Here is a 14557-nt window from a genome sequence, read left to right as displayed (position 1 = left end):
GGGAGGGGCGTTAGCGCTTTTTGTCGGCCCGGATCAGATTACCCCACATCTAATTGATGTGAATTCGGCTCATGAGCTGGATGGCGTTCAACGCCATCCAGCTTTGACGCAGCCCTCTCCATCGAAGCCTTTCTCGCTACAAATGTCTGACCAATATCCTTAGCTTGACCAGCTGGTAGTTTTTCAATCGCCCTCTGAATGTAGCTAAGCTCATCTTGAAGTGTGTCGCGTGGAACTAGGCCACAATGCACTTGCTGATCTAGCCAGAATATTGCTGCATTGACAATATAATCAGCGCGCTTCATTTCTCTCGAAATTCTGATTGAATTCAGATAGTGTTCGCTGCCCTTTTCAAAATTTCCGCGCCTAAATTCGAGCAGGCCCTGTGCGGCTTCGGCAAACGCGGAAATCTCTCGGTTGCTACCTGCCATCTTGTATAGTTCTTTTACGTGATCCTGCGCTTGCTTTAGGTCGCCACCATACGCGGCGTCTAACCGGTCCTCTGCATCACATCAGCAAAGGACCTGCGGAAATGAACGCCTTCACCCCCGCCGAACCGGCGCCCTACGACGTCTCGACTTTCAACCACGCCGCCTTCCACGAACTCGAACCCGGGGTGCCCGATGCCCAGCGTTACGACGGCTGGACCGCCGAAAAGCAGAAGCGCTTCCTCACCGCCCTCGCGCGTGGGCATAATGTGACCAAGGCGTGCGCCATCGTCGGCATGTCGCGCCAGACCGCCTATGCCCTGCGCGACAGCGCGCGCGGCGCGGCGTTCGCGCTGGGGTGGAAGGCGGCTCAGCTGCGCGCCCGCGACTCCCTCGCCGACGAACTGATGGACCGCGCCTTCAACGGCGTGCGCGAATCCGTCACCGGCGACGATGGCCGCATCACCACGCGTCACCGCTACGACAACCAGCTGGCGTGGAAGATGCTGAACCGGCTCGACAAGCGCGCCGACGCCGCCTGCACCGATGCCGACGCCGCCGCCGTCCGGCTCGCCGCGGCGGACTTCGAACAGTATCTCGATCTGGTCGAACAATCGGCGGCACCGGGCCGCGCCGGCGTGTTCCTCGCCGCGCGCTTCGGGGCGGCGGGGGTGGCGAGTGAGGACGACCTCGCCCCGATCCGCACGCTCGCCCGCGCCGATCGCTGGCTGCGCACCCATGTCGATGACAGCGCCGCCGTCCCCGCCACCGACCTCGACCCCGCCGACCGCGCGACATGGACCGACGAACAATGGCGCCGCGCCGAAGCCATCGGCCTTGTCGCGCTCGCCGCCGAAGCCCCGCCGGAGGAGGCGCCTGACAGCCCGTCCGACACCCGCGATTCTTGTCAGGATCGTCTGGCCTTCTCCGATGTTCATGACGGTCTGGTCCGGTGGAGCGACGCGCATCGCGCCTAGCGCACCGATTTCCCACCACCCCCGGCTTCGACGGCTACGAGGAGGGCGAACTCCTCGTCGACGACTATCAACGCGAATTGACGGAAGAGGAGGAAGCCGCCGTCACGGCCGCCGATGCCGCCGAACGCGCCCAACTGATCGCCGCCGGCCACGCCGCCCGTGAAGCCTGGCTCGCTAAGACCCGCGCGGCGGCGGGGCTGGGGGCACCCAATAATCCTCCCCCGCCAGGGAGTGTCGGGATGGATTGCTCCCAGCAATCCAAGCCGGTGCCGGGGGCACCGGCGACCCGACACTGTGGCGCGCAAAGCGCGACGGAGGGGGAGGAAGGGAAACCGCCCGTGGAGGAATAGTCGCGCCACCCCCTTGAGCCTTTCGCCCACCCCGCCATAACGGAGGAATGCTACTCCCGGACACGCCGCTTCACCCGCTCGAGCGCGGCCAGCTCAACGCGATGCGCCTCACCGGTGCGGCCTTCTGGGCCGTCGCCACGCTTGTCTCGATCGGACCGGGCTTCGGCCTCAGCACCGCGTTCGACTGGTTCCCGCTGTGGCTCCCACCGCTGGTCATCGCCCCGCTCGGGCTATGGTCGGTGCTCTATGCCACGCCCAAGCGCTGGAGCCGCTGGGGCTGGGCGTGGACGGGGAAGGAACTGCACGTCGCCTCGGGATGGCTCGCCCGCCGCCACACCATCGTCCCCGCCGCGCGCGTCCAGCATATCGACGTGGCACAGGGGCCGATCGAGCGGATGTTCGGCGTCGCCACATTGGTCCTCCACACCGCGGGGACCGCGAACAGCGAGGTGCAGCTGCCCGGCATCACCCGCGAGACGGCGGAGGAGATCCGCGACGCGATCCGCGACCAGCTCACGGTCGACCCGTGGTGAGCGCGGAGGTGAGCGAGGGGGTGGCCGAACCGGAGACGCTTGAGGACCACGAACCCCGCCGCGTCCATCCGGGCACGATTGGCATCTGGTTCCTCAAAAGGCGCCCCAGAACGTCGTCGGCCTGCCCGCGATCATCGGCATCACCTCCGGCCGCGGCCTCGGCTGGATCGCTTTGGCGGCGCTAGTGGTCGGCGCTGCCAGTCTGGTGTGGACCTGGATCAACTGGCGGCGCTTCACCTATGCCGTCACCGACAGCGAATTGGTGGTCGAACGCGGCCTACTCAACCGCACCCGCCGCTCGATCCCCTTGGAGCGCATTCAGGACGTCGGCATCGAACAGGGCCCGCTGTCCCGCATCTTCGGCCTCGCCGAAGTCCGCGTCGAAACCGGCGGCGGCGACAAGGACGAAGCGGTCTTGGACAGCGTCTCCCTGTCCGAAGCCGCCCGGCTGCGCGGAGCCCTGCGCGGCGCCCCGGTGAAGCGGGTCAGCACCGGCCTCGACCTGCCGGTCGAGGACACGCTGACCGAAGTGTTTGTGATGTCGCCGCAGCGGGTGTTCCTGCTGGGATTGTTCAGTTTCTCGCTGGTCTGGATCGCCGCCCTTGCCACCGCGATCCAGTTCATCGGCGATGCGATGGGCTTCGGCTGGGACGAAATCGCCGACATGGCGCAATCGGCCCAGGGCGAAGTGCGCAGCCGGTTGACCTACTCCACCGGCTTCGGCCTGTTCGGTGTGGTAGTGCTGTTGGGGGTGATCACCGGGGTGGCCCGGACGGTGCTGCGCGAATGGAATTTCAAGCTGCGCGCCGGGATCGGCCGGTTCCGCCGCACCAGGGGGTTGCTGACCCGCAGCGAAGTGGTCGTGGCGATGCGCCGCATCCAGCTGGCCCTGATCCAGCGCGGACCGTTCCGGGGGCTGCTCGGCTGGAATGCCCTGAGTTTCCAGACGCTTGGTGGCAGCAACGACCCCAGCGGCCGTCAGGTCATGGCCCCCCTGGCCCGCGATTTCGAAGTGGCCGGAATTGTCGACCGCGCCGGTCTGCCCCCCTTCGAACGATTGCCGCTCCGCCCCGTAGCCCCGGCCCATATCCTTCGGGCCCTCGTCCTCGCCGTTCCGCTGCCCCTGCTGGTCATCGCCGCCGCCCTGCTGCTGACCCCCTTGGCCTGGCTAGGCCTGATCCTCACCGTCCCGCCGGTCCTCACCGCCCTGCTGCAACGCAAATTCCACCGCTACGCCCTCCTCAGCGCCAGCCTGCAAGTAATGCGAGGCGTGCTGGCCCAGCGCGACTGGATCGTCCCGGTCGACAATGTTCAGGTCGTGACCCTCCGTCAGGGCCTGATCCAGCGCTGGCTGGGGCTGGTGACGGTCGAAGTCGACACCGCCGGAGCCGGAATGGGGCCGACGCCCGCCGTGGTCGACGTCACAGCAGAAGACGGCGCAACCCTGGCCCGCGACCTGGCCGCCGGGATCAGTTAGTGGCTGGAGGAACGACCGGAGCCGGATCGCTCTTCCGCCGAACCCCGCTCAGCCCATCCGGCCCACCCGGCGTCGCCGAAGGAGCCGGGGCAGGGGCAGCCGCCGCAACCGGCGTCCGCCGCATGCATTGGATCGGGCTGGGCCGCTTGAATTCCCCGCAATTCCACAGCGCCTTGCCGAACCCCTGTTCCTTGTCGCGAAGATAGCTGAACGACATCGCCTCGATCTGCGCCGGGGTCAGCGCCGCGCCAACCGCCGGCACCTTGGCCCGATCGGTCCAGCCCAGAAACTTGCAATAGGCCCGCTCGCCACAGGTCCGGATCGCCAGCGCCGCAAAGCCATCCGCCCCCATCGCCTTGTCCAGCGCGACATGGAAACTGTCGCCCCCCGCCGCCACCGGCTTGGGCACCGCAGACTCCGGAATGGTGTCCGGATCGAGCATCGCCGCCGGGTCGACCACCCCGGCCAAAGCGACTTCGCCGCCAGCATGGAAAGGGGAGAGCGCGGCCATCTTGGCAAAAACCGGCTCCGAGCCGGCATAGCCCCGCCGGAACGCTGCCGGCGTGCCCCACCACCCGGTCCAGCGGAAGAAGAGGTGCGTGTTCACCTCCGCCACCTTGTCCAGGCTGGAGCTCCAGTAAGGCACCACCCAGTCGGTGTGGTAATGCGTCGAATACCCGACCTTGGCGAACACCGCCCCCGTCAGCGCCTGCTGCGCGATCGTCTGCGCCCGGCCCCAGGCGGCGGGGGAGGGGATACGCCGCATCGCGCCGTCACAGGTGAAGGTGAACTGGCACCCCGTCCGACGCTCCTGCCCCTGGAACACGACGCCGCACACCGATTTGGGGAAAGCGGGGTGCCGCATCCGGTTGAGCACCACCTGCGCCACCGCGCGCTGGCCGACCGGATCGTCGCCCGCCTCATACCAGGTCGCCGCAGCAAGGCAGTCGACCGCTCGCCCGAAATCCTCCGCCCCGGCGTCGAGGATCAGCGGGCGCGCCGCCGGATTGGGGGCGGTGGAAAAGGGGATCGTCGCATTGAATGTCCGCGCATCTTGCATCGACAGCGCGGCGAGCCGCACCGGCTCGACCTCGGGCAGCTCGGCCTTGGGCACGACTCGTTTGGGGCGCGTGATCTCCGCCAGCACCGGAACGTCCGGCACAGGTGCGAGTTGCACCACAGCCAACGGCACCGCGACAGCGCCGAGCGCAATCGCCGCAAGCGCGAGCCTCAGACCCGGCGCAAGCCGCGGCGTCGCTACCGGTACGAGAGATGAGGTCACAGGGAGCGCGCGGTCCTTCAGCGGCGACAAGCCAACAACGCTGGCCGTCGTCCTTTAGCGCAAGACAAGCGCGCGGCAAACCGCGCCGCGCCCCCGGACGTCAGACCGCCTCAGTTCAGGGCCAGAAGCCCGTCGCCTCGCACAGGTCCCACTGGTCTGCCACCTTCATGCGGCAGCTGCTGTCGATCGCATTGCAGCGCGCATATTCGCGCTCATAGCGCTTGAAGCAGCTTTCCAGAGCCTTGGCTTGCGGTGCGCCTGCGGGTTTGACCGCGGTTTGGACCAGCCGTGCGCTGGCAGCCGGTGCGGCAACTGCGGCCACCTTGGCACCCGCAGCCCGCACAGCAGAGGTCTTGTCGCTGCCGAACACCATCGGCCACGCCAGAAAGATTGCCAGCATCACGCTGACACAGATCATTGCATTCCGCACGATTTCCCCCGGAATCCGTGTTCCCCGACTCAGGACAGCTTATTCGTTTTGGGACGGAATGCGAGTCTTTCAGGCCTCCGGAAGGAAGTCCGGAACACTCAAATAGCGCTCACCTGTATCATAATTGAACCCTAGCACGCGCGAACCGGCCGGAAGATCGCCCAGCTTCTTCGCAATCGCCGCCAGAGTCGCGCCCGACGAGATGCCGACGAGCATGCCTTCCTCACGCGCCGCGCGGCGGGCGAATTCCTTGGCGTCGGCGGCATCGACCTGAATCGCACCATCAATCGCGTCAGTATGGAGGTTTTTCGGAACAAAGCCCGCGCCGATACCCTGGATCGGATGCGGACCCGGCTGCCCCCTGAAATGACTGGCGACAGTTCAGGCTCGACCGCGAATACTTTGAGGCTGGGCCAGCTTTTCTTCAACGTCTCGGCGACCCCGGTGATGTGCCCGCCGGTACCCACTCCGGTGATGATCACATCGGGCGGGCTGTCGGCGAAGTCCGCGAGGATCTCCTGCGCGGTGGTGCGGACGTGGACATCGATATTGGCCGAATTCTCGAACTGCTGTGGCATCCACGCGCCCGGTGTCGATTCGACGATCTCGATCGCCCGCTCGATTGCGCCCTTCATCCCCTTTTCACGCGGGGTGAGGTCGAAGCTCGCGCCATAGGCCAGCATCAGGCGGCGGCGCTCGATGCTCATGCTTTCCGGCATCACCAGGACCAGCTTGTACCCCTTTACCGCCGCGACCATCGCCAGGCCGACGCCGGTATTGCCGCTGGTCGGCTCGACGATCGTGCCGCCGGGCTTCAGGCTGCCATCGGCCTCCGCCGCCTCGATCATCGCCAGCGCGATGCGGTCCTTGATCGAGCCGCCGGGGTTGGAGCGCTCCGACTTGATCCACACTTCGGCATCGGGGAACAGCTTGCTCACCCTGATGTGCGGCGTGTTGCCGATCGTTTCGAGGATCGTGTTCGCCTTCATGCCTTGATCTCCTCTGGCGGGGAATTCTCGAGCGACGCGGGCGGATCGAAGGTCCGCGCGCGCCGCAATTCGGGGAAGATACGCGCCCAGAGCGCGGTTACCAAGATAGCAGCGATGCCGCCGCCCACGGTCGCGACGATTGGACCGATCAGCGAGGCGAGAAAGCCCGATCGCGCCTCACCCAGCTCGTTCGAGCTGGAGATGAACAGCGTGGACACCGACCCCACTCGCCCGCGCATTGCATCCGGCGTGTGCAGCTGGATCAATGACGAGCGGACATAGACCGAGATCATGTCGAAGCCCCCCAATGCGATCAGCGCGGCGATCGAGACCAGCACTGCGGGTGCCAGTTCGTTTCCGATCATCGACGCGCCGAACCAGCGGGTCATCAGCGGCCCGGCCCAGCCGAACACGGTGGTCGCGACGCCGAAGCCGATCACGGCCCATAGCATCTTGACCCCGACATTGGTCTTCAGCGGTCGCCATGACAGCACCACCGCGACAGCCACCGCGCCGACGGCGGGGGCCGCGCGCAAGTGTCCCAGCCCATCCGCGCCGATCATCAGGACGTCGCGGGCGTAGATCGGGAGCATCGCCGTCGCACCGCCCAGAAGCACGGCGAACATGTCGAGGGAGATCGCGCCGAGGACCAGACGATTGCGGCGGACGTAGCGCAGCCCTTCGATCATTTGCATGAGGGGATTGCCGACACGGGCAATCGTACTGCGCGCCACGGGTGTGACCAGCATCATCATCAAGAACGCGACGCCGAACAGACCGGTCGCGACCCAATAGGGTACTGCAGGACCGACCGCATAGAGGTAGCCACCCATCGCCGGGCCGCCGATCGATCCGACTTGCCATGCCAGTGCGCTCAGCGCGATCGCGGTGGGGAGCGAGGCAGCGGGAACGAGATTGGGGGCGAGTGCCTGCTGTGCCGGGCTGATGAACGCGCGCGCGACGCCGAGCAGTGCGGCGATGCCGAACAAAGCGGGCAGGGTGATCGTGTCGGTCTGGGTCAGCCAGGCGAGCCCGGCGGCGCACCCCAGTTCCAGCGCGATTGACGCGCGGACAATCCAGCGCCGATCAAGCCGGTCGGCGACCCAGCCGGTGACGAGGGTGAGCGCGAGAAGGGGCAGGAACTGGACGAGTCCGACAAAGCCGAGTTGGAGCGCTGCCTGTCGAATCCCCATCGTCTCGCGGGCGATGTCATAAACCTGCCAGCCGATGACCACGACCATCGACAGCCCCGCCAGTGTCGAGGCGAGCCGTGCGATCCAATAGGCCCGGTAGTTGTGGATCGAAAAGGGATGCGCGGCCATGGGATCCTGTCCGACCGCCGGTCCCGATGACCCGCAGTCGATCCGGCCTTAGGGGCTGGCGAACGCTTCGCGCAATGAAGTTATCGTTGCGCGAAGCGGTTGCCGCGTTTGACGATCAGGCGAGCGAGACGTCGGCGACCTTGTCCCGATAGTCTGCCTTGGGATCGGCCCCGAGAAGCATCTTGACGCCAGCGAACAGGCTGTTCTCGTTGAGCCAGATCTGCCCGTGTTCCGTGTCGAGGCGAAGCAACTGGAGCGTGGGATCATCCTTTCCGCCTTCATACCAGGCGGCGATGAACGGGTTCCACAGACGGTCGATCACGTCGCGATCGTTGTCGGCGACGAGATTGCCGTGGAGCGTTGCCCAGAGATCATGTCCCTTCGACGCGAAATGCGCCATCGCGCGATGGCTTTCGCTAAGTGCCTGGACGAGTCCGTTGTCTTTGGTGGTGAAGAACCAGATCGGGCCGCCCTCTTGATTCTCGTCGCGCAGTGCGGTCATGGGCTGGGCGTGGCCGTCGCGGACGCCGTCGAGTCCAAGAAAAAGGGTGCGGTCGCTGTCGAGTGCTTTCCAGAATTTGTCGGCGAGTTCCTGCGGGTCGGACATCGGGCTGCTCCTCTATGGGGTGAGTTGCAGCAGCAACGGATGGCGGCGCAGGGCGGTTCCGGAGCTTAGGGTGGACCCTACCCCAAATCCGGCGCGGCGGTCCGGTGTCGGATATAGGCGGTTCCGGGCAGGCGCATCGGAAAGCCACATTGGCCCAGCCGGCCAATCAACTGCCGCGCGCGATTGGAGAGCGCGGTGCGACCCGCAACCGCCCTGGAATCGTCGACCGGACGAAGCCCCGCTCCGGCGCGCGCGAGCAGCCCGCGATCGACCAGCGCATCGATATTGCGTGACGTGGTGGCATAGGGGAGACCCAGGATCCGCGCGGCGGTGCTGGTACGGATGACCGGGTCGCTCGCCCCGTCTGTCCCGGCATAGGCGTAGCGGCGATGCGCCCATTCGATCGCGAGCAGTAGTGCGAGCCGCGTAAAATTCTCCTCGCGCCCGCCATGGCTCTCGACTGCGGCGAGCAGCAGATCGAGCGCGATGCCAACGCCAGATCGCGCGTCGTAGGTCATGTCCGCCGCGGGGTGAGGCAAGGCGAAGCCCGCATTGCTCAAATCCTCGACGAGTCGGACCAGCAGGTCGTGCGCGCTGTCGGTCATCCGGGCGACGCGCGGCTCCCCAAGTGCCTCGACCGTCACCGACAAGCCGGTCGGGGAGCGCGCGATCAACTGATCGTCGATCAAGGCGTTGGCATGTCGCCGGGTCGTTTCGAAGGGGCGGCCGAGCGAGGCGGCGAGCGCGTTGATACTGACCGGTCGCTTTCGACCCGGTGTCTGGTCGAACGGCCCACAGGCGCGCGCCGTGGCGGCAAACAGGATCGCGCTGTTGAGATTGCCGAATGCGTCCAGCGCATGCGCAAGGGCGGACACGGTGAACTCAAGGATGTGGAGATCGAACCGCGATCCGTCGAGTTGGCCGAGCCCCTGCTGACGGGCAGATTCAGGCAGCATCGCCCGCGGCCGGTTCGATACAAGGTAAATTCGGACGCAACAAAGTCACAACTTCCCCCAAAACGGAGGGAAGTAAGGGCGCTCTGCAGCACGGGTGCAACGTGCCTGCTACTCATTTTGCGCGGGAAGCAGGTTGTGAACGTTAAAAAATGGGCGATACGGCCCTTGAAGCGCGCGATACCGGGTCAGTTGTCCTGACAGCATCCCGTGCTTTACTTGTGCGATCAAGTCGCAATTGCGTCCGTCCTGGATGTCGTTGCGACGCTAGGGTCGGGACTCATAACCACCATGTGACGGCTGCGGCGAGGTAGATGGCGCTGAGGAAGTTGGTGGCGAGCTTGTCGTAGCGGGTGGCGATGCGGCGATAATCCTTGAGGCGGCAGAACATGCGCTCGACGGCGTTGCGGCCCTTGTAGAGCGTCTTGGAGAAGCAGCTTTTCCAGCGGCGGTTCGTCTTGGAGGGGATGTTCGGAACGGCACCCTGCCGCTCGATCAGGTCGCGGATCGCATTGCTGTCGTAAGCCTTGTCCGCGAGCACGATGGTGCGCGGCGCGAGATCATCGAGCAACACATCGGCTGCGCGGCAGTCGGCGACCTGGCCACCGGTCAGCAGGAAGCGGAGCGGCCGACCTTCGCCGTCGGTGAGCGCGTGGAGCTTGCTGTTGCGGCCGCCCCGGCTGATCCCGATCGCCTGGACGAGCGCCCCCCCTTTTCCACCGCCCGCGGAGCGGTGCGCCTTCATATGCGTGCTGTCGATCAGGACCTCGGCGGGCGGCCCGCCTGCTGCCGCGAGCGTGACGAACAGCTCCTGCCACACACCCTTTGCCGCCCAGCGCACGAACCGGTTGTAGAGCGTCTTCCTCGGCCCGTAGCAGGCCGGCGCGTCGACCCAGCGCCCGCCCGACTTCACCACATGAATGATGCCGCTGATCACCCGCCGATCATCGACCCGCGCCACACCGCGCACCTTGTCCGGCAGCAGCGGACGCAGCCGCTCGAACTGGGCTTCACTCAACCAAAACTCGCTCAAATCCACGCTCCTGCTGGCGCAGCGCATGAATCACATCCCAGCCGCCAAGGGAATCCCGTTTATGGGTCCCGACCCTAGTTGAACCGGGGCGCAGGAATTCCGCGCCCCGGTCCGGCTCAGGCATAGGCCACTTCGCGTGCGGGCACCGGCGGGAGCCGGTCGCCAAGCCCGCCGAGCGGGCCGACCACCAGCCGCCGCATCGGCTGCCAGAAGGCCGACAGGGTCAGCAGCGCCGATCCGATCACCAGTGCAGTCAGCGCGGCGCCCAGTTCGACCGCGCCAGCCGTCTGGAGCAGCGCGTACATGGCGTAGAGGACGTAAACGAGGCTCGAGACCAGCAGTGCGCGACGATCGACGGCGAGGGCGACGATCGCGAAGCCGACATAGAGCAGCAGCACCACCGCCGCGATCGCCGGCTGGACCGACCCGTCGAACACACCGAGCATGTGGAAGATCGGGTGCGCGATCATCGGTGCCGCCGCCAGATGAAGCCAGAAGGCGACATCGGCGCGGCGGGTCTTGCGTTCGCGGTCCGACATGTCCCACCGCATCGCAAACAGGAACATCAGCACCCCGCCAGCAAGGACGATCGGCATCGACCATTCCTTGGCGCCGGGGAATGCAAGCATGATCAACGCGATGACGACACCGATCACCGCAACTGCCCCCGCCGCGACGGTGATGGGAACGACGAAGCGCCGCCAGTGCAGCCACGCCGCCGCAGCGGTCGCGAGACCCACGGTCGCTGCGATCCCCGCCGCGACCTGACGCTGGAGCGTCTCGTTCCCGTTGCCGACATAGCGCTCCAGCAGCTCGACATTGTCCGCGACCACGCCGACCAGCGTCGCGGCAATGCCGCCGACGAACGCGAGCAGCAGCAGAATGCTGGGCAGCGCCATGCGGCGCACCCGCGTGAAATATTCGGCGAGGCCCCAGGCGAGCGCCGCAACCGCAAGGCCCCCCAGCCATGGTTTGATCTCGCCCCCGATCTTGGCCACCGCAACCAGCATCAGCGCTGCGGCGATCGAGACGAAGATGTCGTTGAACCCGGTGAGCAACCGGAAATGCTCCTCGTCGGCGATCGGCGCAGAGCGCATCGCCGCGATATGATCGCGGAATGCGGCGGCCGCCTCGGGGCTTATGGCCCCGGCCTCCACCGCGCTGTTCAGATCCACTTCGCTGTACATGGCAGTCCCTCCTGTATCGGAGAGACTGCCACAGGTGTGTTAGCGACGCAATACGCCGTGACGGTGCTAGACTGTTTGGAGCTCAGCTGCACCGGCAGCAGTCCCCCACGGGTCCCCGCAAAGTAACGATTGCCGGGCCACCCGCACCCGGCCACCCAACGACAGTGTAGTCTATGGGTGGCCGGGTGCGGGAGCGGGCTGGTGCCGCATCACTGAAAACGGCTTACCCCTGTAGTTTCGCCATGATCGTCATCGCCTGTTCGCCGCCTGATTTGGGGACGATCTCGCCGGTGCGGTCGGTGATCTGCGCCCAGTGCGCCGCGACCCCCTCGGGCGTCATCTCGTCGCCGGTCAGATGGACGCCCTGGGTCAGGGTGACATAGGCGGCTTGGAAGACCCCCGCACCCGCGCCGACAATCGCGTTGGTGGGCGCGTCATCGCTCACCAGAAACAGGGCGGCGGGGGCGACGCTCTCTGGCGTGAACGCCTTGAACGCGGCCTCCGGGAAAATGTCCTCCGTCATCCGCGTGCCTGCGGTGGGAGCGAGGGTGTTGACGCGGATATTATACTTCGCGCCCTCAAGGTGGAGCGTCTTGGTGAGACCGGCGAGGCCGAGCTTTGCCGCACCGTAATTGGCCTGCCCGAAATTGCCGTACAGGCCACTTGACGAGGCGGTCATCAGGATGCGGCCGTAATTCTGGTCACGCATCGTTGCCCACACCGCCTTGGTCGCGTTGGCCGATCCGTTGAGGTGGACGTCGATGACGAAGCGGAAATCCTCCGGCTCCATGTTGGCGAAGCTCTTGTCGCGCAGCACGCCGGCATTGTTGATCAGGATATGGACGCCGCCCCATGCCTCCGTGGCGCGGGCCACCATTTCCTGCATCTGGGCATAGTCGGTGACGCTGCCGCCATTTGCCATCGCCTCGCCGCCCGCCGCGACGATCGCTTCGACCACCTGCTGCGCCGCGTCCGACGCGCCGCTGCCGTCGCGCGATCCGCCAAGGTCGTTGACCACGACGCGCGCGCCACGCCGGGCGAGCTCGAGCGCATAGGCTCGTCCCAACCCTCCGCCAGCGCCCGTGACGATCGCGACCTTGCCGGCGAAACTGATGCTCATAACCCCTCCGAGTTGACGTTTGCGTCAGGCTATGCGGTGCGCGCGCGCGGCTGGCAAGTGGAGCGAACGTCGCGCTGGATTCCGCATTTGTCGATTTGGGTAAGTTGCGATACGGTCGGCTGTTCGAAGAGGAGGTTAGTCATGCGTCTTGTCCTGTTCGCTATCGCTGCTTGTGCACTGTCTTCGCCCGCCGTCGCGCAGAGTTCCACCGGTCAACCGACCGGGTCCAGCTCCTACACGCCGAATTTGAATCTCATGCCAGCCGCAACGCTGGTGCGCGCGCGGCATAATCCAGCGCGGGTGGAGACCGCCCGCAATCTGGTCGCGCAGGAGAAGTATCGCGAAGCGCTGGCCGAGCTGGGCAGCCCGTTCGTGCACCCGCAAAGCCGGGACGCGCAGCTGCTGAAGGGCGTGGCGTGGCTCGAAATGGGAGACGCGCAGGCGGCGCGTCGTTTCTTCCGCGACGCGGCAAAGGCGAGCCGGCACCGCGATGTCGCCGCGATGACAGGGCTTGCGCTGGCCGAGATCAAACTCGGTGATATCGATGCGGCCAGGTCGGTTCTGCACAAGTTGCAGCGGCGTCAGGCGGCGTGCGGTGGGATGTGCGACAGCGCCGCGTCGCTCGACGCAGCGGTCGGCGGGCTGACGAAGGTGATCGGCTGATCACGCTACCCAGCGCCGCAAAGCAGATGGGGCGCGGACGATCTGTCCGCGCCCGATCCGTTAGCCGCCACGCTGACGGCAGTTGTCATACTGACCCTTTTTGCAGATCGGATAATGGGCCAGCGGCGCGGGGGCCGGATAGGCCTCGCTCGGCGAGACCGAGGGCTTGAAGATCACCGTCGCGCCCGGCGGGGGCGGGGTCGGCATCGGCGGTGTGGCGGGCTGATAGCCGCCGACCGGATCGTCGACCGTCTGGGTGGCGGTTTCGGGCGTCGCGGGTGCAGCGGGCGTTGCCATATCCTGCGCCGCAGCGGTGCTGGCCACGGCGAGCGCGGCCGCAAGGGCGATCAGCTTCATCAATCTTCTCCTGACATCGTTACGCTTCGGAGCGAATTGCTCGGCGCGACAACGTTTCAGGAGTGGAATCTTTCCGTGTTTGCCTGGTGCTTCCAACCCGCTGGATGCAGGCGGCATCGGCCCGGTGCCACCTGTCAGCGCAACTGACTCAGCAAATCAATGCCCCGCGTCGAGCGAATAGCCGGCCGAGCGTACGGTGCGGATGATGTCCGGGCGATTGCCGATGTTGATCGCCTTGCGCAGGCGCCGGATGTGCACGTCCACCGTGCGGCTTTCGATGTCGCTGTCATGCCCCCACACCGCGTCGAGCAGCCGCTCGCGCGAGAACACCCAACCCGGATGCTCGAGGAAATGCTTGAGCAACCGGAACTCGGTCGGGCCGAGGGGTACGACCTCGCCTCCGCGCCGCACCTTGTGGCCGACCGTATCCATCTCGATGTCGGAATAGGTCAGCGCCTCGCCTGCCAGCGCCGGGCGCACGCGGCGCAACACCGCGCCGACGCGCGCGACCAGCTCGCGCGGGGAGAAGGGCTTGGTGACATAATCATCGGCCCCGGTTTCCAGCCCGCGGACGCGATCCTCTTCCTCGCCGCGCGCGGTGAGCATGATGATCGGCACATTCGCGGTCTCGCTCATCCGGCGCAAGCGGCGGCAGACCTCGATCCCCGACAGGCTTTCGACCATCCAGTCGAGCAGGACGATGTCCGGCGGCGATTCCTGGGCGAGCAGCAACGCCTCCTCGCCATCGGGGGTATGGCGGACCTCGAAATCCTCACGCCGGAAATGATAGGTGAGGAGTTCGGCAAGCGCCGCATCGTCCTCGACCAGCAACATGCGCGCGCGGCTCAT

Annotated in this window: 16 protein-coding genes and 1 pseudogene; 4 read left to right on the top strand and 13 right to left on the bottom strand. The window is 66.2% G+C overall.

From position 1 onward, the window contains the following. Positions 1-38: 38 nt before the first annotated feature. The gene (locus LRS12_RS00855) at positions 39-431 is read right to left on the bottom strand and encodes a hypothetical protein (RefSeq protein ID WP_257842861.1); all 393 of its coding nucleotides are present in this window, start codon (positions 429-431) and stop codon (positions 39-41) included. 101 nt (positions 432-532) lie between these two features. Between LRS12_RS00855 and LRS12_RS00850 the strand changes: the two genes are divergently transcribed. Beyond that, a complete protein-coding gene (locus LRS12_RS00850) occupies positions 533-1405 on the top strand; it encodes a hypothetical protein (protein WP_257842860.1) in 873 nt (290 codons plus the stop codon). Here the strand turns inward: LRS12_RS00850 and LRS12_RS00845 are convergent. Then, a complete protein-coding gene (locus LRS12_RS00845; protein ID WP_257842859.1) occupies positions 1402-1557 on the bottom strand; it encodes a hypothetical protein in 156 nt (51 codons plus the stop codon). The two genes, LRS12_RS00850 and LRS12_RS00845, sit on opposite strands and share 4 nt — an antisense overlap. A 245-nt stretch (positions 1558-1802) precedes the next feature. Between LRS12_RS00845 and LRS12_RS00840 the strand changes: the two genes are divergently transcribed. Continuing rightward, the gene (locus LRS12_RS00840) at positions 1803-2288 is read left to right on the top strand and encodes a PH domain-containing protein (protein ID WP_257842858.1); all 486 of its coding nucleotides are present in this window, start codon (positions 1803-1805) and stop codon (positions 2286-2288) included. A 205-nt stretch (positions 2289-2493) separates the two neighbouring features. After that, positions 2494-3765 (top strand): PH domain-containing protein, encoded by a 1272-nt coding sequence (locus LRS12_RS00835; protein WP_257842857.1) that lies wholly within the window; start codon positions 2494-2496, stop codon positions 3763-3765. Here LRS12_RS00835 and LRS12_RS00830 read toward each other — a convergent pair. The 9 genes and pseudogenes from LRS12_RS00830 to LRS12_RS00790 all read right to left on the bottom strand — a co-directional run bounded on the left by LRS12_RS00830 (position 3758) and on the right by LRS12_RS00790 (position 12688). Continuing rightward, a complete protein-coding gene (locus LRS12_RS00830; protein WP_257842856.1) occupies positions 3758-4942 on the bottom strand; it encodes a cell wall hydrolase in 1185 nt (394 codons plus the stop codon). The genes LRS12_RS00835 and LRS12_RS00830 overlap by 8 nt on opposite strands. 220 nt (positions 4943-5162) lie before the next feature. Beyond that, on the bottom strand, positions 5163-5447 hold the full coding sequence (locus LRS12_RS00825; protein WP_257842855.1) for a hypothetical protein: 285 nt from the start codon (positions 5445-5447) through the stop codon (positions 5163-5165). 99 nt (positions 5448-5546) lie between these two features. After that, positions 5547-6466: pseudogene (gene cysK / locus LRS12_RS00820) on the bottom strand (cysteine synthase A). Continuing rightward, positions 6463-7788, bottom strand: a complete 1326-nt coding sequence (locus tag LRS12_RS00815) for an MFS transporter (protein ID WP_257842854.1) — start codon at positions 7786-7788, stop codon at positions 6463-6465. The pseudogene cysK and the gene LRS12_RS00815 overlap by 4 nt, the downstream one beginning before the upstream one ends. 115 nt (positions 7789-7903) lie before the next feature. Then, positions 7904-8395: a pyridoxamine 5'-phosphate oxidase family protein gene (locus LRS12_RS00810; protein WP_257842852.1), complete on the bottom strand. Its 492-nt coding sequence runs from the start codon at positions 8393-8395 to the stop codon at positions 7904-7906. Positions 8396-8472: 77 nt separating this feature from the next. Beyond that, positions 8473-9351, bottom strand: coding sequence for a hypothetical protein (locus tag LRS12_RS00805; RefSeq protein WP_257842851.1), 879 nt, complete (start codon positions 9349-9351; stop codon positions 8473-8475). A 277-nt stretch (positions 9352-9628) separates the two neighbouring features. Continuing rightward, on the bottom strand, positions 9629-10408 hold the full coding sequence (locus LRS12_RS00800) for an IS5 family transposase (protein ID WP_374580018.1): 780 nt from the start codon (positions 10406-10408) through the stop codon (positions 9629-9631). Positions 10409-10497: 89 nt separating this feature from the next. Continuing rightward, the gene (locus tag LRS12_RS00795) at positions 10498-11568 is read right to left on the bottom strand and encodes a hypothetical protein (RefSeq protein ID WP_257842849.1); all 1071 of its coding nucleotides are present in this window, start codon (positions 11566-11568) and stop codon (positions 10498-10500) included. A gap of 223 nt (positions 11569-11791) precedes the next feature. Further along, the gene (locus tag LRS12_RS00790) at positions 11792-12688 is read right to left on the bottom strand and encodes an SDR family NAD(P)-dependent oxidoreductase (protein ID WP_257842848.1); all 897 of its coding nucleotides are present in this window, start codon (positions 12686-12688) and stop codon (positions 11792-11794) included. Between the two features lie 36 nt (positions 12689-12724). Between LRS12_RS00790 and LRS12_RS00785 the strand changes: the two genes are divergently transcribed. Continuing rightward, on the top strand, positions 12725-13351 hold the full coding sequence (locus tag LRS12_RS00785; protein WP_257842847.1) for a tol-pal system YbgF family protein: 627 nt from the start codon (positions 12725-12727) through the stop codon (positions 13349-13351). Positions 13352-13411: 60 nt separating this feature from the next. Here the strand turns inward: LRS12_RS00785 and LRS12_RS00780 are convergent, their stop codons facing one another. Both LRS12_RS00780 and phoB read right to left on the bottom strand, forming a co-directional pair. Further along, positions 13412-13708, bottom strand: coding sequence for a hypothetical protein (locus LRS12_RS00780; RefSeq protein ID WP_257842846.1), 297 nt, complete (start codon positions 13706-13708; stop codon positions 13412-13414). A gap of 156 nt (positions 13709-13864) precedes the next feature. After that, on the bottom strand, positions 13865-14557 hold the full coding sequence (gene phoB, locus LRS12_RS00775) for a phosphate regulon transcriptional regulator PhoB (RefSeq protein WP_257842845.1): 693 nt from the start codon (positions 14555-14557) through the stop codon (positions 13865-13867).

It is taken from the genome of Sphingomonas sp. J344 (genome assembly GCF_024700005.1).
GTDB lineage: Bacteria > Pseudomonadota > Alphaproteobacteria > Sphingomonadales > Sphingomonadaceae > Sphingomonas.
Note: the sequence above shows the minus strand (reverse complement) of the source record. Positions and strands in the feature narration are given on the sequence as shown.